This window comes from Clostridium sp. UBA7503 (assembly GCF_002477055.1).
Classification (GTDB): domain Bacteria; phylum Bacillota; class Clostridia; order Clostridiales; family Clostridiaceae; genus Clostridium_J; species Clostridium_J sulfidigenes.
This window is the reverse complement of the sequence record NZ_DLNT01000021.1, coordinates 78291-95587: the sequence shown is the minus strand read 5'-3', so window position 1 is coordinate 95587 and position 17297 is coordinate 78291. Positions and strand designations below refer to the sequence as shown.

At 28.6% G+C, this 17297-nt stretch carries 13 protein-coding genes; 10 read left to right on the top strand and 3 right to left on the bottom strand.

The window, feature by feature from the left end; all coding sequences use genetic code 11:
* Nucleotides 1-64 precede the first annotated feature (64 nt).
* The 3 genes from helD to B3630_RS05975 all read left to right on the top strand — a co-directional run bounded on the left by helD (nt 65) and on the right by B3630_RS05975 (nt 6504).
* Nucleotides 65-2350: an RNA polymerase recycling motor HelD gene (gene helD, locus B3630_RS05985; protein WP_346896400.1), complete on the top strand. Its 2286-nt coding sequence runs from the start codon at nt 65-67 to the stop codon at nt 2348-2350.
* 247 nt (nt 2351-2597) lie between these two features.
* Nucleotides 2598-4259: a glutamine--tRNA ligase/YqeY domain fusion protein gene (locus tag B3630_RS05980; protein WP_346896398.1), complete on the top strand. Its 1662-nt coding sequence runs from the start codon at nt 2598-2600 to the stop codon at nt 4257-4259.
* Between the two features lie 196 nt (nt 4260-4455).
* Nucleotides 4456-6504, top strand: coding sequence for a family 10 glycosylhydrolase (locus B3630_RS05975; protein ID WP_346896396.1), 2049 nt, complete (start codon nt 4456-4458; stop codon nt 6502-6504).
* An 81-nt stretch (nt 6505-6585) separates the two neighbouring features.
* On the opposite strand, the gene B3630_RS05970 is transcribed toward B3630_RS05975, so the two are convergent.
* Nucleotides 6586-8613 carry a HAMP domain-containing sensor histidine kinase gene (locus tag B3630_RS05970; RefSeq protein WP_346896394.1) on the bottom strand — a complete coding sequence of 676 codons (2028 nt, stop codon included), beginning with the start codon at nt 8611-8613 and terminating at the stop codon, nt 6586-6588.
* 243 nt (nt 8614-8856) lie between these two features.
* Here B3630_RS05970 and B3630_RS05965 point away from each other — a divergent pair, with 243 nt between their 5' ends.
* Nucleotides 8857-9942 carry an ion channel gene (locus B3630_RS05965; protein WP_346896392.1) on the top strand — a complete coding sequence of 362 codons (1086 nt, stop codon included), beginning with the start codon at nt 8857-8859 and terminating at the stop codon, nt 9940-9942.
* A gap of 96 nt (nt 9943-10038) precedes the next feature.
* Here the strand turns inward: B3630_RS05965 and B3630_RS05960 are convergent, their stop codons facing one another.
* Nucleotides 10039-11607: a MutS-related protein gene (locus tag B3630_RS05960; RefSeq protein WP_414633003.1), complete on the bottom strand. Its 1569-nt coding sequence runs from the start codon at nt 11605-11607 to the stop codon at nt 10039-10041.
* A 197-nt stretch (nt 11608-11804) separates the two neighbouring features.
* Between B3630_RS05960 and lexA the strand changes: the two genes are divergently transcribed.
* Nucleotides 11805-13307 (top strand): transcriptional repressor LexA, encoded by a 1503-nt coding sequence (gene lexA, locus B3630_RS05955; RefSeq protein WP_346896388.1) that lies wholly within the window; start codon nt 11805-11807, stop codon nt 13305-13307.
* 107 nt (nt 13308-13414) lie between these two features.
* Here the strand turns inward: lexA and B3630_RS05950 are convergent, their stop codons facing one another.
* Entirely contained in the window at nt 13415-13783 is a 369-nt protein-coding gene (locus B3630_RS05950) for a hypothetical protein (protein ID WP_346896386.1), read from the bottom strand.
* A gap of 181 nt (nt 13784-13964) precedes the next feature.
* Here B3630_RS05950 and B3630_RS05945 point away from each other — a divergent pair, with 181 nt between their 5' ends.
* The 5 genes from B3630_RS05945 (at nt 13965) to B3630_RS05925 (ending at nt 17239) form a co-directional block, all read left to right on the top strand.
* On the top strand, nt 13965-14498 hold the full coding sequence (locus B3630_RS05945) for a hypothetical protein (protein WP_346896384.1): 534 nt from the start codon (nt 13965-13967) through the stop codon (nt 14496-14498).
* A gap of 193 nt (nt 14499-14691) precedes the next feature.
* On the top strand, nt 14692-15480 hold the full coding sequence (murI, locus tag B3630_RS05940; protein WP_346896382.1) for a glutamate racemase: 789 nt from the start codon (nt 14692-14694) through the stop codon (nt 15478-15480).
* A gap of 80 nt (nt 15481-15560) precedes the next feature.
* Nucleotides 15561-16076, top strand: coding sequence for a peptidylprolyl isomerase (locus B3630_RS05935; protein WP_346896380.1), 516 nt, complete (start codon nt 15561-15563; stop codon nt 16074-16076).
* 15 nt (nt 16077-16091) lie between these two features.
* Nucleotides 16092-16463 carry a DUF3783 domain-containing protein gene (locus B3630_RS05930; protein ID WP_346896378.1) on the top strand — a complete coding sequence of 124 codons (372 nt, stop codon included), beginning with the start codon at nt 16092-16094 and terminating at the stop codon, nt 16461-16463.
* An 83-nt stretch (nt 16464-16546) separates the two neighbouring features.
* A complete protein-coding gene (locus B3630_RS05925; RefSeq protein ID WP_346896376.1) occupies nt 16547-17239 on the top strand; it encodes a helix-turn-helix domain-containing protein in 693 nt (230 codons plus the stop codon).
* The last annotated feature ends 58 nt before the right edge of the window (nt 17240-17297 follow it).

The window sequence follows — 17297 nt, the reverse complement described above, 5'->3', positions numbered from 1 at the left end:
AAGAATCCAAGGGGTTTTTCCTCTATATTTTTTCAAAAATACAAGAAGTGAGAGGTGAAAAACAATGACAATTAATAGAGAAGAGACTTTGAAGGAAGAAATGAAATTCAGTAGTACTAAGGAATGGATAGAAGAACAACTTTTAAACACTGAGAAAAAGTGTGAAGAGTATGAAAAGAAAGTAGCAACTCTTAAAAAATCTTCAAGGGGTACTTTTAGTACAGAACTAATTTTAGCTGAGAACATTCAAGACTTCGCCAATAAAGATTTGCACAAGTATAGTGAAAGCAAAGATAATCCATACTTTGCAAGAATTGATTTCAAGGAAAAGATAAGAGATGTGGAAAGTTTTTATATTGGTAAGTTTGGACTTATAGATGAAGTTAAAAACGAAGAGGTTGTCATTGATTGGAGAGCACCTCTTGCCAATTTATATTATAGTGGAACTTTTGGAACAGCATCTTATACTGCTCCCATGGGAGAAATCCAAGGTGAGCTACTATTAAAAAGAAAATTCCAAGTTAAGGATGGGAAAATAGTAAATATCTTTGATGAGGGAGTAAATGAATTAATAGTTCCAGTATCAGAAGATGGAGAAGAACTAGTAGATGAGTTTTTAAAAATAAATCTAGAAGAAAATATGAGTAAAAAGCTGAAGGATGTAGTAAATACAATTCAGAGGGAACAAAATGAAATTATTAGGGCATATAAAAATAAACCAATAATTATTCAAGGTTCTGCAGGGTCAGGAAAGACTACGGTAGCATTACATAGATTAGCATACCTAGTATATACTTATGGAGATGAAATGAATAATAGAAACATACTAGTAGTTGCACCAAACCAGTTATTTTTGGACTATATATCAGATATTTTACCAAACTTAGGAGTTAGTAATGTAAAACAGTCAACCTTTGAGGAGCTTTGTAGTACAATTTTAAATGTTAAATATAAAATAATAACTAAGGATAAAAAGCTTGCACATATAATGGAGTGTAGGGATGAGGAAGAAATTAAATACATTACCGCATCCAGCAAGATAAAAGGTACTATGACCTATAAGACCATTATGGATAGGTTTATTAAATATTTAGAAAGAAAAAGTTCTGAAGTAGAGGATATATTAGTAGATGGATACATTTTATTTTCATCAAAGGAAATAAAAAGATTATATATAAAGGATTTAGAAAATTTACCTATTAACAAAAGAAAAGATGAAATAAATAAATACTTTAAAGGTAAATTGAAAAGCCGAATAGAAGAAATTAAAGAAAAGATAGAAAATGTATACTTTTTTAAGATAAAAGATATAAAGGATAGAAAAGATATATCAGAGGAAGATAAAAGAAAAGAAATAATTAAAACCTATGATGAACGAGATGAGCTTATAGCAGGACTAAAAACTAAAGGTAGTAAGGCATTAAAAGAGTTCTTTGGTAATTGGAAGAAGATAAGTGTAGTAGATAGCTATATAAATTTTTATAATGATGAGGAAGCATTTTCATCTGTAACAGATAATTGCATACCTAAAAAGTTAGCTGATTATATGAGAGATGAAATAAATAATAATATTGCCACTAAAAATATAGACTGCGATGATTTAACGGCGTTGACATACTTACAATTGAAGTTAGAAGGTGTCAAGGGAGAGAATTATATTCATACTGTCATTGATGAAGCACAAGATTATAGTATTATGCAGTTTAGTGTATTGAAGGAGATATCAAAGAATAACTCCATGACTATAGTGGGGGATTTAGGACAAGGAATCTATAATTATAAAGGAATTAATTCATGGGAAAGTTTAATAGAAAAGGTATTTAGCCAAGATGCCACTTATATAACTTTATCCCAAAGCTATAGGTCTACAGTAGAAATAATAGAGTTTGCAAACAAGGTATTAGAAAAGCAAGAGTTAAATATAAAACCAGCTCTTCCTATATTAAGACATGGAGATGAACCTAGGGTTATTAATGCTAAAGAAGATGAAGAAGTAAGAGTTATTGAATCTTTATTAGAAGAAATATATAGTAAGAATAAAAAAACTGTAGCTATAATTTGCAAAACCTATACTGAGTGCAAGGAATTACATAAAAGGCTTAAGAAGGAGTCAAAATATAAATGGGAACTTATAGAAGAAGGTCAAAGTAAATTAGATATAGATAAGTTAATTATACCTAGCTATATGACCAAGGGGTTAGAGTTTGATGCAACTATTGTTTACAATTGTAATGAAGATATGTATAGAAATGAAGCCTTAGATAAAAAGTTGCTATATGTAGCTTTAACTAGAGCATTACATCTTCAATATGTAATGTATAAAGAATCACTTTCTTCTTTACTTGTATAGGTATAAGCATAATTGCACTAAGGAATAATAGGTTATAGTTTAAAATAGAAGTTATTGTACTATAATTTAAAGGGAATAGAAAAAAAGTGTAAATTATGATATATTTAAGGTTGTGTAAGTCAAAATAATTAGATAATTTATTGATAATATGAATTATGTTTCGATAATGAAGGTATATGAATGCCATTATATTATTAAATTATTTGATAATAACCTAAATAAAATATAATAAGAGGAAGTGATTATTATGGGAGAAAATATAGGAAATACGTCTTCAAATTTTATTAAAAGAATAGTGGTGGATGACTTACAGAGCAAGAAACATGACAATATAATTACTCGTTTTCCACCAGAACCAAATGGATATTTACATATAGGACATGCAAAATCTATAGTTTTAAACTTTGAGTTAGCAGATGAGTTTAATGGAAAGACAAACTTAAGATTTGACGATACAAATCCTACTAAAGAGGATACTGAATATGTTGAATCTATAAAAGAAGATATAAAATGGCTTGGATTTAACTGGGATGATTTATACTTTGCATCAGATTATTTTGAGGAAATGTATAATAGGGCAGTACTCTTAATTAAAAAAGAATTAGCCTTTGTATGCGATTTAACTCCTGATGAAATAAGAGAATATAGAGGTAGTCTAAAGGAACCAGGAAAAGAAAGTCCTTATAGAAATAGAACCGTTGAAGAAAACTTAGATCTATTTGATCGTATGAGAAAAGGTGAGTTTAAAGATGGAGAGAAGGTTTTAAGAGCGAAAATTGATATGAACTCTCCTAATATAAATATGAGGGATCCTATAATCTATCGTATATCTCATACAGCTCATCACAATACAGGAGATAAATGGTGTGTATATCCAATGTATGATTTTGCGCATCCACTAGAAGATGCAATTGAAGGCATAACTCATTCAATCTGTACTTTAGAATTTGAGGATCATAGACCACTTTATGATTGGGTAGTAGAAGCGTGTGAAATGGAAAGTACACCAAGACAAATAGAATTTGCAAGATTAAATATTACTAATACAGTAATGAGTAAAAGAAAACTTAAAGCTTTGGTAGATGAAGGTATTGCTGATGGATGGGATGATCCAAGAATGCCAACTATAGCTGGATTAAGAAGACGTGGGTATACTCCTGAGTCTATAAGAAACTTCTGCAGAGAAATAGGAGTAGCAAAAAATGATAGTATTGTAGATGAACAATTATTAGAACATTTTATTAGAGAAGATTTAAGTGCTAAAGCACCAAGAACCATGGGAATTATCAGGCCTTTAAAGGTGGTTATAACAAACTACCCAGAGGGTGAAGTTGAAATGTTAGAGATTGAAAATAATCAAGACGACCCATCTATGGGTAAAAGGATGGTACAATTCTCTAAGGAAATATATATTGAAGAAGAAGATTTTATGGAAGAGCCACCTAAAAAGTACTTCAGATTATTCCCAGGAAATGAAGTTAGACTTAAGGGAGCATACTTTATAAAGTGTAATGATTTTATTAAAGATGAGTCTGGAAAAGTTGTTGAGATTCATTGTACCTATGACAAGGAAACTAAGAGTGGAACAGGATTTACAGGTAGAAAAGTCAAGGGTACAATACATTGGGTAGATGCTAGCTCTGCTATACCATCAGAATTTAGACTATATGAGCCTTTAATAAAGGATGAAGAAATTGATGAAAATAAAACTTTCCTAGAATGTGTTAATCAAAACTCTTTAGAAGTATTACAAGGTTATGTTGAAGATAATATGAAGGATGTAAAATCAGATGAGAGCTTCCAGTTCTTCAGGCATGGATATTTTAATGTAGATTCCAAATATTCTACAGAGGATAAACCTGTATTTAATAGAATAGTATCTTTAAAAAGTTCTTTTAAAATAAAATAAAAATATCACCTCTTAATTTTTAAAAATTAAGAGGTGATATTTTTCATAAAGTATAATATTAAATATACTCATAGATTTACTATATATGAATTATATGTTACATTTTAGGTAGTAATATAAACATTAATGGTGTAAGGTCGTTAATTATAATATATGGACAAGCATAAAAACTGTATGTAAGAATAAAGGAGGAACTATGAAAAAGATATTAACTGGTTTACTAGGCATCTTTTTAGTATTTTCAGTGATGAATACTACTGCTTTTGCAGATACTAAAGAGATGAGAGGCGCATGGATTAGCACCGTGTGGAATCTTGATTGGCCAACTGTTGGTGCTAGAAATAATGTGGTCCAACAAAAACAAGAATATATAGCACTACTAGACAAGCTACAAGCAGCAGGACTAAATAGTGTTATAGTGCAAGTAAGACCTAAGGGAGATGCTCTATATAATTCTAGCCTTAATCCTTGGTCTGATATACTTACTGGAACTCAAGGCAAGAACCCAGGATATGACCCATTGGCATTTATGATTGAAGAAACTCATAAAAGAGGAATGGAGTTTCATGCTTGGTTTAATCCCTATAGAATAACAACTTCTGGTACAGACGTAAATACACTAGCATCAAATAATATGGCTAGGAAGAACCCTAGTTGGGCTATAGCTTATAACAATGCATTATATTATGATCCAGGCAATCCACAGGTGGTAAATTATTTAGTGGAAACTGTAGCTGAAGTAGTGAAAAATTACAAGGTAGATGGAATTCATTTTGATGATTATTTCTATCCAAGTAAATCTTTTAATGATGATACTAGCTACAGTAAGTATGGTAATGGAATTAATAAAGATGACTGGAGACGTGCTAATGTCAATACATTGATTCAGAAAGTACATGCCAAAATTAATAGTATAAACTCATCAGTATCCTTTGGAGTAAGTCCAAGAGGAATATGGAAAAATGCATCTAGTGATCCAGCCGGTTCAGCTACAAATGGTGGACAAAGCTACTATGATATATATTGTGATTCTGTAGCATGGATAAAGAATGGATGGGTTGATTATATAAATCCACAAATATATTGGACTTTTGAAAATAGTGTAGCTCCCTATGGAGTTCTTGTAGATTGGTGGGCAAAACAAGTTCAAGGCACTAATGTTAAGCTTTATATTGGACATGATGTTTCTAAAACTGAGGTATCTAATCAAATAGAAAAACAAGTAAATTATAGTAGAGCTAATTCAGAAGTAGATGGAAATATATATTTTAGAGCAAAATTTATATCTGAAAATAGTACACTTCAATCAAAATTAAAACAGTTAAATAAAGTTACACATAAACAACTTAAGGGTTTAAATAGATATGAAACATCAGTAAAGGTAAGCAAAGAAGGTTGGAGTAGTGCAAATACTGTGCTATTGGTAAATGGATATGCAAATGCTGATGGTCTTGTAGCAACTCCATTGGCATCGGCTTATGGAGCTCCAATAATTTTATCAGAGAAGAATTCATTACCAAGTGAAACTAAGGCAGAAATAAAGAGATTAAATCCATCTAAAGTAATACTTATAGGTGGGAAAACAGTTCTTTCAGATAGTTTGAAAAAACAATTACAAGAAATCAAACCTAATTTGGATATCGATAGAATAGGCGGTGCTACTAGATTTGATACTTCACTTTTAGTAGCTAAAAAACTAGATACCATAGTAGATGTGAATAAATCTTATGTATGCTATGGGTTAGGTGAAGCAGATGCACTATCTATAGCAGCAAAAGCTGGAGAGGATAAAGCTCCTATAATTTTAGCTGAAAAGAATGCTATACCTAAGAGTACTATAGATTGGCTAAGAGGTGAAAGCCTTCAAACTGCATACTTTATTGGAGGAACAACCAATATAACTAAAGCTGTAATATCACAAATGAATTCTATAACATCTTCAGATGTAAGTGGAAATAGAGTTGCAGGTAATAATAGATATGATACAAATGCAGCTGTGATTAAAAAGTTTTATACTAACTCAGGTCAATCTGGTATTAGTGTTACTAAGGGATTAGTATTAGCAGATGCATTAACATCTGGTCCATTAGCAGCAAAATTAAAGACACCTATAGTGCTTGTAGACACTGAACTAAGTAACAATCAAAAACAGGTTTTAAGTACAAAACAAGCATCCTTAGTATATGAGATAGGAGGAGGCATAAATCCTTCTGCAGTGCAAGATGTTATAAATAGAGTAAGGTAATTTGAAATATTATTCAAATTAAATAAACTCAGTTAATGTAATGATCATTACATTAACTGAGTTTTTTAATATATGATATTATTATATGTTTATGTTAGAGTCTATGTCAGAGAATTCTACCATGAGTTTCTCGCTATTATTAGTAATATTTTGTGATATATGATTTTCCACATCTAAAGTGGCCCTATCAACTTCCTTTATAGGAAGGGTAAATATAAATTCACAACCTTTGTTTGGTTCACTTTTAAGAATAATGGAACCATCTAAAAGTTCTACTAGAGATTTTACCAAGGAGAGACCTATACCACTACCCTCTTTACTTTTAGATTTTTCATTTTTTACTTGAGTAAATCTTTCAAAGATGCTTCTTTGCTTATCTTTAGGAATACCAATTCCAGTATCCTTTACTGAAACAGATATGGATTGTTTTAAACATTTTAAAGTTACGTATATACATCCTCCTTTAGGGGTAAATTTAATAGCATTTGAAAGAAGATTTAATATAATTCTATCTAGTTTTTCAGAATCTAGGGGCATATAAACTTCTTCTTCATTAGTATCAAATACTATAGAAATTCCTCTAGCAGATGCATATTCAAGTACAGACATAGTGATATCTTCTACTACTTCTACTATATTTTTAACTTCAAATTCTACATGATAAAATCCAGAATCAATTTTCGTCATATCAATTAGATTATTTATAAGCTTAAGTAGTCGAAATCCATTTTGACGTATATATATTAGTTTAACTTCATCATCTTTATTAGCAAAAGTAAGTTTGCCGTTATCTTTATATATATCTAAAAGTTGTAGCCCGGATAGTATAACATTAAGTAAAGTACGTATTTCATGAGAAAAGTTAGCTAAAAATTCAGTTTTAATTTTATCACTTATCAGAAGTTCATCATATCTTTTCTTTGCAACAATCATATTTTTAGCATTATTTGTTTTTTGGATTGTTTGAATAGCTAACATTATCATACATACTAGCAAAATTAGAAGTAAAAGAAATACTATACCTAGAGAGACGCCTTTATTTATCCAACTATCATTTATAAATATAACATTCTCGGGAAGAGAAGAACGAGATATATTTTTTATTGTTACTTCCGATGCATCAAATAACAAGGTACTACCAGGATCGTATATACTTGGAATATCCTTTGGTTTTGTACCATTTATTACACGAATAGCAGTTTCATAAATGATTTTACTGTGATTTTTTGCAAATAATATATGTCCACCGATAGCTCCATTTCCAACATAAGTTTCTTTAAAAGTATATAATTGACCATGGGAATAGTTTTTTATAATATGTGTTGTATTCTTGGGTGAAATTATAATGTTAGAAGTATCTTTGAAATTACCAACAATTATTGAAGGTGTATTGCTAGGGTATTGAGATAATTTATAGCATAAATCATCAATATAATCACTTTTTATAAAATTAAATCTTAACACATTAGTATAATATGGAATAGTATCTCTTACTTGGTTTTCTATATACTTAGATTCTATAGTATTATCCAATAAAATATTTATTTCAGAAGTGTTTGGATTTGTATGTAAAATTAAATCAACTAGGGTACGTACATTAACTGGTTCCATTACTCCAGTAAAGTTATTAAATGGATAGGAAGACAGCTTACTAACATCATTAATACCACCATATACCACAGGTACATTTGTAAACATAGGAGTATTATAATAATTTCCTACAAAATTCAAAGATTCATCATCAAGAGTAACAATTAAATCAAATTTAGTATTTTTATATTTTAATGACCATAGGTCAGCTTGCTTATCTAAATAGGATTTGTCATCATTTGTTATAGATAGGAATTCTGTTCGTGTATGAATATTTAAGTCGCTTGAAGTTAGTGAAGTTTTGAGATTATCTAGGAGATAAGATTCCCAGAGTTCATTTTCGCTTTGAGAAGATAAAATTAATACTTCTTTATACTTTAAAAGGGATTGATCAGTATCACTTGATGGCGTAGCAAAAACTGTGATAGAGTTAAAGGACATAACTATGACTAAAACTAAATTCACTAATACATATATAAATTTATTTCTTTGACAGGAGAATACATATTTATCATTCATACAAATCACCTAACATATCTATACTTGATTTTAAAATATATTTAATTGACTTGGAATAAAGTATTTGAGCAAGCATCCCAAGAAAGTATATATATCGACATAATAATTATATCATGAAAATTATATAGATAATAGAATATTTTTAACATTGTATTAATTATTAATATATTTATTATTATCTTAGAGAATATAATAAATATATTTCCATAAAATAATACTATTAAAATTGTGGTGGGAGTATATATGAGTAGTGACTGTGGTGTGAAATGNNACGGTAAAATATTAAAATTTAATTATGAAAATCTAAAACTTAATGGGAATACGAAATCAGATTATAATAATATTAATTTAGAGGATGTATGTTATAGTAATTGTGAATTTAAAAATATGAATTTTAAAAATAATTGCTTTGCAAATGTTATATTTATTAATTGTAAGTTTGTAAATTGTAGATTCATTAGAGGAAAGATAAATTTAAGAAATTTTTTGGAGTTTAATAATTGTATTTTAGACAAAATATACATTAATAATTGTAATTTTTCAGCTTTATATATAAAGGAATGTTCATTATATAAGGTTGATTTTAAAAATAGCTTTATGAAAGGTTGTAATTTTGTAAAAAATAGTTATGATGAGGTTAGATTTATAGATGATTGTAATTTAATGGACTGCATAATAAAAGATATGGAAGAAACCATGGATATAAAGTTTATTAACGAGAAATCTTATACTAAGCTTAATTATGGTTCTTATATAGGAAAATTCAACTATAAGGATATGAAAAAAAATAATACCTGTAGTAATAATAAAGAGCCATGTAATTGCATATGTAATTGTAATTATCTAAATATTAGTTTTAGCTACATGGATTTTGGTGAACAATATTTAAGAAATCATGTAGGTGGAAGGTATGGTAGGTGTTTTTATCAAAGTAAATTAGCTTTTCATAGGACGCTTAGAGGTAGGAAGAAATTTTATTCTTCCGTGGCCAATATAGTATGTGGCTATGGTGAAAAGCCTTATAGAAGTTTTATGTTATCTTTAATTATTATTTTGATATTTGCTTTATTATACATGATTACTGGTATAAACTGCTCCAACGGAGTAATTGGAATTAGTGGGTTAGCAGGTAATTTTTCTGTTAAAATGCTATTTAAAAATATAATTTATTGTATTCACTTTAGTTTAGTTACATTTTCTACAGTAGGATATGGTGATTTATTGCCATATAATATGATGGGGGTTATACTAAGCAGTATAGAAATACTTATAGGAATTATAATGATAGGAATTTTGACATCTACTTTAGTTAGAAAGATGACAAGATAAACAGATTTACAATTATTAAAGCATGTACATAGAATATAAAGCAAGGTAAATTTTATGGGAGGTCACTTTTGAGTGAACTCCCATAAAATTTTATTGTTATATAAAACCTTCTATATGTTTTGCTCTTTCAAAGGAATTTTCTATGATTTCATCTGGATATCCAATATATTTTAAAAGTTTTATTGCATTTTTTGTTTGAGATACTCCTTGTTTCAGTTTATAGTCAAAGGAAAGCCCTTCGTTACTATCTACATCTTCACTGAAATAAAAGAAATCATAGTAATCTTTAAGAATATCAGCTAGTTCCCTATCATGAGTAGCAACTATAGAAATTGCTTTTTTAGAGTTAATATATTTTAGGATTTCAGCTGAAGAAGCAATTCTTTCTACAGGATTTGTACCTCTAAAAATTTCATCTATGGCGCAGAAAATAGGAAGAGGTTTTTCTGTAGCTTTTATAATTCTAAGGATGGATTCAGCCTCTGCCATGTAATAGCTTTTCCCTGCATTTACATCATCGCTTGGACTAATTGAAGATACAACATTGAAAAAGCTAGCTTCGTAATTTTCAGCTAGTACAAAATTGAAACTTTGTGCAAATACTATGTTAATTCCGAGCATCCTTAAGAAAGTTGATTTTCCAGACATATTTGTACCGGTAAGAATGATACCATGTTTATTAATATTAATGGAATTTGCAACAGGATTTTTAACAAGGGGATGAATTCCTTCAGAAATATTTAGCTTTAGTCCCTGATAAAATTTTGGTTTGGTATATGGTATATCAAGTCCACTTTGGTAGCTTGCCACAGATGCTAAAGCTTCAATTTCTCCAATTATGTAATATAAGTCTAAGAGGTAATTCTTTTTCTCCTTAAGTTCACTACTAAGTTTATAGTAAGCGGCTTCTTCTAACAAAAGTGGTACAGAGATGAACTCAAAGAAACCTTCAAACATGGTGGTAAACCCAACAAGTCTAGTTCCTCTATCTATGGTTTTTATATTGTTTAAAATATTGGTTATTTGGCATTTATAGTCCTTAAGTTCAGAAATATTAAGATTTTTTAACTTTTTCGCAGCAACGATTATTTTTCGTAGGTATAATAATCCTTTATCTTTGATATTTTTAGCTTCAGCCATATTTATAAATGCATTAACCCATAAAATTATAGCAAAACCAAACATATACTTAGGATTTTTGGTCATTATAGATATAAGTATTATTAGTATAGGTAGAAATTTACCTAAGAAAGTATATAAGTAATATTTACTCTTATTAACTTTAAGATATGTTTCTAGCATTTCTATAAAACAGTCTTTATTATCGAATCCCATATTAAAAAAATGCATTTGAACTTGGCATTTTTTATCTTCATTATCCTTAAAGAAGCTAATTATATTATTTCTTCTGTTAAGTTCTTTTTCATCTATAATAATATTCCTTATCATAGAATATAAAGCAGATTCTCCTGCGCTACTATAGGTTCTATCGAATTTTTCGTAAACTCTATTCATATCTAGATCATTGAAACTTTGTTCATCTAGAAAATATTCAGTTTTAGGTCTGATATCAAATAACCGTCTAATAGACTTGAAGTTACGTACCCTTTCATTATCTCGTTTAGAATCTTCTTTAATATAGTTAAATTTGATTTTAGACAATATATCACTTCCAATACATGTTATTATTTAACATTATAACTCATTATTATATTTTAGTCTAACAAGTAGGGACGACCTACTATTTTTTTAGGAAGAATATGAGAGTTTATGATATAATATGAGGTATATTATAAATGTAGTAGAAGAGGATATATTAATTATATATTTTAGTGAAATAGACAGTGAATGGAGGTGATTTTATGGATATTAAACAGGCCTTAAGTAAATTTAAAGCGGATAAGAAGCATAGATTTTTTATAATCAATGGCAAAGAAGGTATAGGGAAAACTAAAGCAGCTTTATCAAGAGCTATATTTTTACAAGACAATTATTGCATTAGAGAAAATGAAAATATATTATTTATATCTAATGAGGTTTTAGAGGATACTTTAGAAGAGGTAAAGCAAGATGTAAATAGAAATAATACGTTCTTTGCATATTTAAATAATAATGTTGAGGTTTGCAGTAAAAAACAATTAATAAATAAATGTTTCCAGTATATAACATCACGCAACCCTTTGAAAGGTAAAAGGTTTTGCAATAAGGATGTGACAAAGGCTTTCATTTTAGAAGGAATTGGAGAATTGCGACAGAAGGAAAGAAGAATAAATAAGATTATATTAACAAAAAATATAGATTTTTTATTCGATGAAATTCTCTATATAAAACATTTGAATATAAGCTCCCTTGAAGAATATCAAAATTTAAATAGAAAAAAAAGAGGGTTTTCATTAAGAAAGAATTCTAATAGTAGAGAAGCTATTTATAAGTTATATATGTGGTATTGTAACTACATGGAAGAAAATAGGCTAATTGATTATATAGATGAGTTTAAAATTGTTTATGATAATATAGATAATCTTAAAGACTTAAAGTATGCACATATAATAATAGATAATGTAGAACAGTTAACCATTGAAGAAGTAAAATTTATTCGTGGACTTTTAAAAGATTTTACTTATAGTAACTTTATTTTGGTAAAAAATATTAATCCGATTGACACAGGAAAACCTTGGCTTCAATACTTTAAACGAAATAAGGATGTTAATATTTTTGATAGTAATAAATATAAGGTTGTTAATTGTAGTAAAGTATCAAAGAAAAATGTGACTAAAAAAATTATAGAACAAACTATCGAAGACCAAATTAATAAAGAGTTGAAGGAAAGTGAAATGGTTAAAAACAATGAATATATTGAAACCTATAAATATGTAGATTTAAAACATAATATATCTCATGATTTTGCCATAGATACTAGTAATTATAATGAAGTTATTTTAAGCCCTAACACTACTAGTGAGATAATAGGAGATAAGGAAATAAATAAAGTTCCAGTGTACAATGAGATTGCTGCGGGGCAACCTATTTCTATTAATAATGAAATAGAAGGGCAATTTAATGTTCCTATATATTGGCTTAAAGGGGTACAACAACCTTTTATATTAAAGGTAAAAGGGGATAGTATGATTAATGCTAATATTGAAGATGGTGATTATATAGTTATAAATAAGCAAACTATGGCAAATCATAATGAGATAGTTGCTGTAAGTATAGATGGAGAAGCTACCCTTAAGAGGCTATGGTTAAAAGGAAATAAGGCAGTATTAATGCCAGAAAATGATAAATACTATCCTATAGAGATTAAAGAGGATAATGCTTATATTATTGGGAAAGCTGTAGGGTTAATTAAGTCTATTAGCTAGCATCTATGTAAGTATTAAAATAATAACAAATTATTTTATGTATACAGGTAGAGTAAATAATTTATCTAAGTTTACTCTACCTTTTTATTTTATAGTCTCAATAATGCTTATAAAATAAAGATCAATAGAATGTCTATAAAGCCACCTATAGCTATAGAAATCCAATTTAGAAAAAGATGAAAATTTATATTATTAAGGGTATTAAAAATGTTATCTTTATTTTTTGTAAAATCTTTATTGTCCATATATTTAGAATATATTTCATTTAAAATATAATATGACATACCTAAAGATTTGCTGTTTATAGCTGATGTAATAGACATTAATAACATGATTAAGCCTTCTACAAATATAATATCTTTAAAGAAAAAGTTAGTTAGTGGTGTAAATATCCCTGCTATAGCTAGAGTTAGAATACTCCACATCACACCACAGATAAATAGCTTTAAAGTAATTTTTACTGATGTATTTTTCATGAAATTCACCTCGCTTGAAAATGAATTCTTATTAAATTATAAGAGTTTAATATAATATATGATTAAAAAGCCATTTAGGTAATGGAAATAAGAAAAATGTAAACCGTAGAAACTTACTAAGCCATGGTGTATAATTATCTGTGAAGTTTGGTTTAATCTGATTATGAGAGGGAGAGATTTTATGTTAAGTAGAGTGAGATTAAATTTAGAAGCAGTAGAAGCAATGCTTTATTATTGGCAAGCAGCGTCTGAAAAGGATAACATTTCAGAATCATTTTTCTATGATGTAGCAAAAATGCCAGGATTAATTGTTGCCTATGATGATGAATTTAATGGAGAATCTGTAAGACGTGCTTTAAGCGCTATAAAAAATAGAGAACCTTTTGATGGAACTAAAAAAGAAAAGAAGTTCTGGAACAACAATATGTGGATGATGGAAGACTTAGAATTTACACATGCAATGGCAACACCACTAAAAGTATTAAATTTAGATTCATTAGCAAGTGAATTTCAGAATGAAGAAAATAAATATAATTATGATGAAGTAGAAGTTATTTTCTCACCATTACATTCTGATGAATATATAATCTCGGGAAATAAGTTAATTATAAATTTCTTTAGAATAAAGATTGATTTAATGGATGGTAAACCAACTATTGGAGATATAGAAATAATAGAATATATTAAAGAAAAGATTAAGGAAGTATTACAATAGTGACAATACTGTAAAATTAATTGAAGAAAGGGTGTTGAAAGATGACCTAAATTAGTCATAAACAATACTCTTTTTTAACTATATTTTTACATAATGCATGTCTCATACTTTTAATAATCTTTTAGCTGTAGTATTATAGTTATAGGATATATGAAGAAATATCTAAAAACTAAGTAGTGTGGTGTAATGAAGTATGGACAAAACTAATTTTAGTATAGGATTTTTTGATTCAGGGGTTGGAGGTATTAGTGTCCTAAAGGAAGCAGTGAAGCTACTACCTAAAGAAAATTACATATATATAGGAGATTCTTTAAATGCACCCTATGGAGTGAAAACTCCAGAGGAAGTTAGAAAGTTAACCTTTAATATGGTAGATAAGCTTATTTCTATGAATGTGAAAGCTATAGTAGTGGCATGCAATACTGCTACTAGTATCGCAATCGATGAATTAAGAAGGATTTATAAAGAAATCCCCATAATTGGAATAGAGCCAGCTTTAAAGCCGGCAGTAGAGAATTATGGTAATGGAATAATAGTGATAATGGCTACACCAATGACTTTATCTGAGAATAAATTTAGTGAACTAAGAGAAAAATATAATAAGGCTTCTGATATTATTTCAATGCCATGTGATGGTTTGGTGGAAATCATTGAAGGCGGAAATATTAAGGGTGAAGCTGTAGAGGGATATTTAAGAAATAGGTTTAAAGATGTACCTAAAGAGAGAGTGTCCTCTGTAGTTCTTGGATGTACTCATTATCCATTTATTAAAGAAGCACTAGTGAATGTTATAAATGATGATGTTGCTATTATAGATGGTAGTTTAGGAACAGTAAAACAATTGAAGCGTAAGTTAGATCAAAAAGGTTTATTAAATAATAATAATGAACAAGGCACTGTTAAAATATATAATTCTAAGGATGATAAAAGTTTAATAGAATTGTCATATAAGTTGCTTGATGCAGATAAAAACAGCAAATAACTCTGCTTATAATGAGTATAATAAATTACATAGACATAATTAAACAATTAATAATATAAAGAAAGAAAAGAGGAAGATGTATGAATCCAATAGTAACTTTTGAAATGGAAAACGGAAAAATAATGAAGGCAGAATTATATCCTGAAATAGCTCCGAATACAGTAAAAAACTTTATAGACTTAGCTTATAAGGGATTTTATGATGAATTAATTTTCCATAGAGTAATACCAGGTTTTATGATTCAGGGTGGTTGTCCAGAAAAATCAGGAATGGGTGGCCCAGGATATTCAATTAAAGGAGAATTTAGTGGAAATGGATTTAAAAATGATTTAAAACATAATAAGGGTGTTTTATCAATGGCTAGAGCTCAACATCCAGATTCAGCGGGTTCTCAATTTTTTATAATGGTTGCAGATGCACCACACCTAGATGGAAGTTATGCTGCCTTTGGTAAGTTAATAGAAGGTCAAGATGTAGCAGATGAAATAGTAAGCTCTCAAACAGATAGAAGAGATAGACCATATGAAGATCAAGTTATAAAATCTGTAACTGTAGAAACTTTTGATGTAAACTACGGAGAACCAGAAAAATTATAATGGAAGGTATTTAATATGAATATACTTAAAGATAGATTAATTATAGCTTATGGGCTTAATGATGAAGAGATAGAAAAATTAAATATAAAGTTCAAAGATATATGTATAAAACCATGTGTATCAATAAATGAAAATATGGGAGAATATACTTTAGAGCATATATTAAAAGAAGAGAGCTTATCAGATAGTGATACTAAACTACCTGAAGAAAAAGTTATTATACTTAATGGGTTTTTAGGGATTTATCTTCAACAAGCTGTTAAAAAGGTTAGAGAAGTTTTAGGTCCAAAGCCAATATTAGCGTCTACTACCCCAAATTCTATTAAAATGACTCTTCATGAATTGATAGATCATTTAGTAAAAGAAAGACAATATTATCAGAAATAATTTTTAAGCCAAATAATTTAGAAATCCTCTATGACTAGAGGGTTTCTATTTAGATTAAGGAGATACAGGGAGGATAATTAAGAATGAGTACTGTTGGAGAAAGAATTAAGCAAGGAAGAAATACTAAGGGAATGACTCAAAAGCAACTTGCTAAGAAGCTTGGAGTATCAGAAAACTATATAAGTGACGTTGAAAATGGAAAAAAAGTTGTAGAAGAAAAGTTTATAGAAAGAGTAGGTAAGGTTTTAGGTGGAGATCTTGCAGAAATGACTACGCTGTTTGATAATATAGCTTATGAAGAAAGAAAATCTTCAGAAAGTAATCTAAAGACACATAATGCAGTAAAAGCTAATAAAGTAAAAAAAACTATAAATGAAGTATGGAATGATGCCTTTAGTTCTGTTCTTAAGTCTGTAGGAATTTATACCTATGATTTAAACAAGCCTATAGGAAAAAAAGAGTTGCCTGTTATATCAAATAAAATAGAAGGATATGCTCAGGATAAGGTGTTATATATTAAAATTGAAAATGATGATTTGTTAGGGTTTAGAATTTGTCAAGGAGATTTAGCATTTGCTAACTTAACTTCTGAAATAGAAAATAATAAAATATATCTCATTGATATAAATGGAGAAAGAGTGATAAGACAGTTAAAGAAGCTAGATAGTAATAAGGTTTTAATAATAAGTAACAAAAATATGGTTCGTACAGAGACAGCTCATCCTAAAGATATAAAGGTTATTGCAAAATTAAATACATTAGAAGTTCGACTATAATCAATTTAATAACATTTTTAGCATACATTCATACTATAACTATATAAGAATTTGGAGG

What these genes read in the sequence shown, in the direction of transcription:
- B3630_RS05945 (WP_346896384.1), top strand. Translation starts at nt 13,965, where the DNA reads ATGTTAAGTAGAGTGAGATTAAATTTAGAAGCAGTAGAAGCAATGCTT.
- B3630_RS05980 (WP_346896398.1), top strand. Translation starts at nt 2,598, where the DNA reads ATGGGAGAAAATATAGGAAATACGTCTTCAAATTTTATTAAAAGAATA.
- B3630_RS05935 (WP_346896380.1), top strand. Translation starts at nt 15,561, where the DNA reads ATGAATCCAATAGTAACTTTTGAAATGGAAAACGGAAAAATAATGAAG.
- B3630_RS05970 (WP_346896394.1), bottom strand. Translation starts at nt 8,613, where the DNA reads ATGAATGATAAATATGTATTCTCCTGTCAAAGAAATAAATTTATATAT.
- B3630_RS05950 (WP_346896386.1), bottom strand. Translation starts at nt 13,783, where the DNA reads ATGAAAAATACATCAGTAAAAATTACTTTAAAGCTATTTATCTGTGGT.
- B3630_RS05925 (WP_346896376.1), top strand. Translation starts at nt 16,547, where the DNA reads ATGAGTACTGTTGGAGAAAGAATTAAGCAAGGAAGAAATACTAAGGGA.
- B3630_RS05930 (WP_346896378.1), top strand. Translation starts at nt 16,092, where the DNA reads ATGAATATACTTAAAGATAGATTAATTATAGCTTATGGGCTTAATGAT.
- murI (WP_346896382.1), top strand. Translation starts at nt 14,692, where the DNA reads ATGGACAAAACTAATTTTAGTATAGGATTTTTTGATTCAGGGGTTGGA.
- helD (WP_346896400.1), top strand. Translation starts at nt 65, where the DNA reads ATGACAATTAATAGAGAAGAGACTTTGAAGGAAGAAATGAAATTCAGT.
- lexA (WP_346896388.1), top strand. Translation starts at nt 11,805, where the DNA reads ATGGATATTAAACAGGCCTTAAGTAAATTTAAAGCGGATAAGAAGCAT.
- B3630_RS05975 (WP_346896396.1), top strand. Translation starts at nt 4,456, where the DNA reads ATGAAAAAGATATTAACTGGTTTACTAGGCATCTTTTTAGTATTTTCA.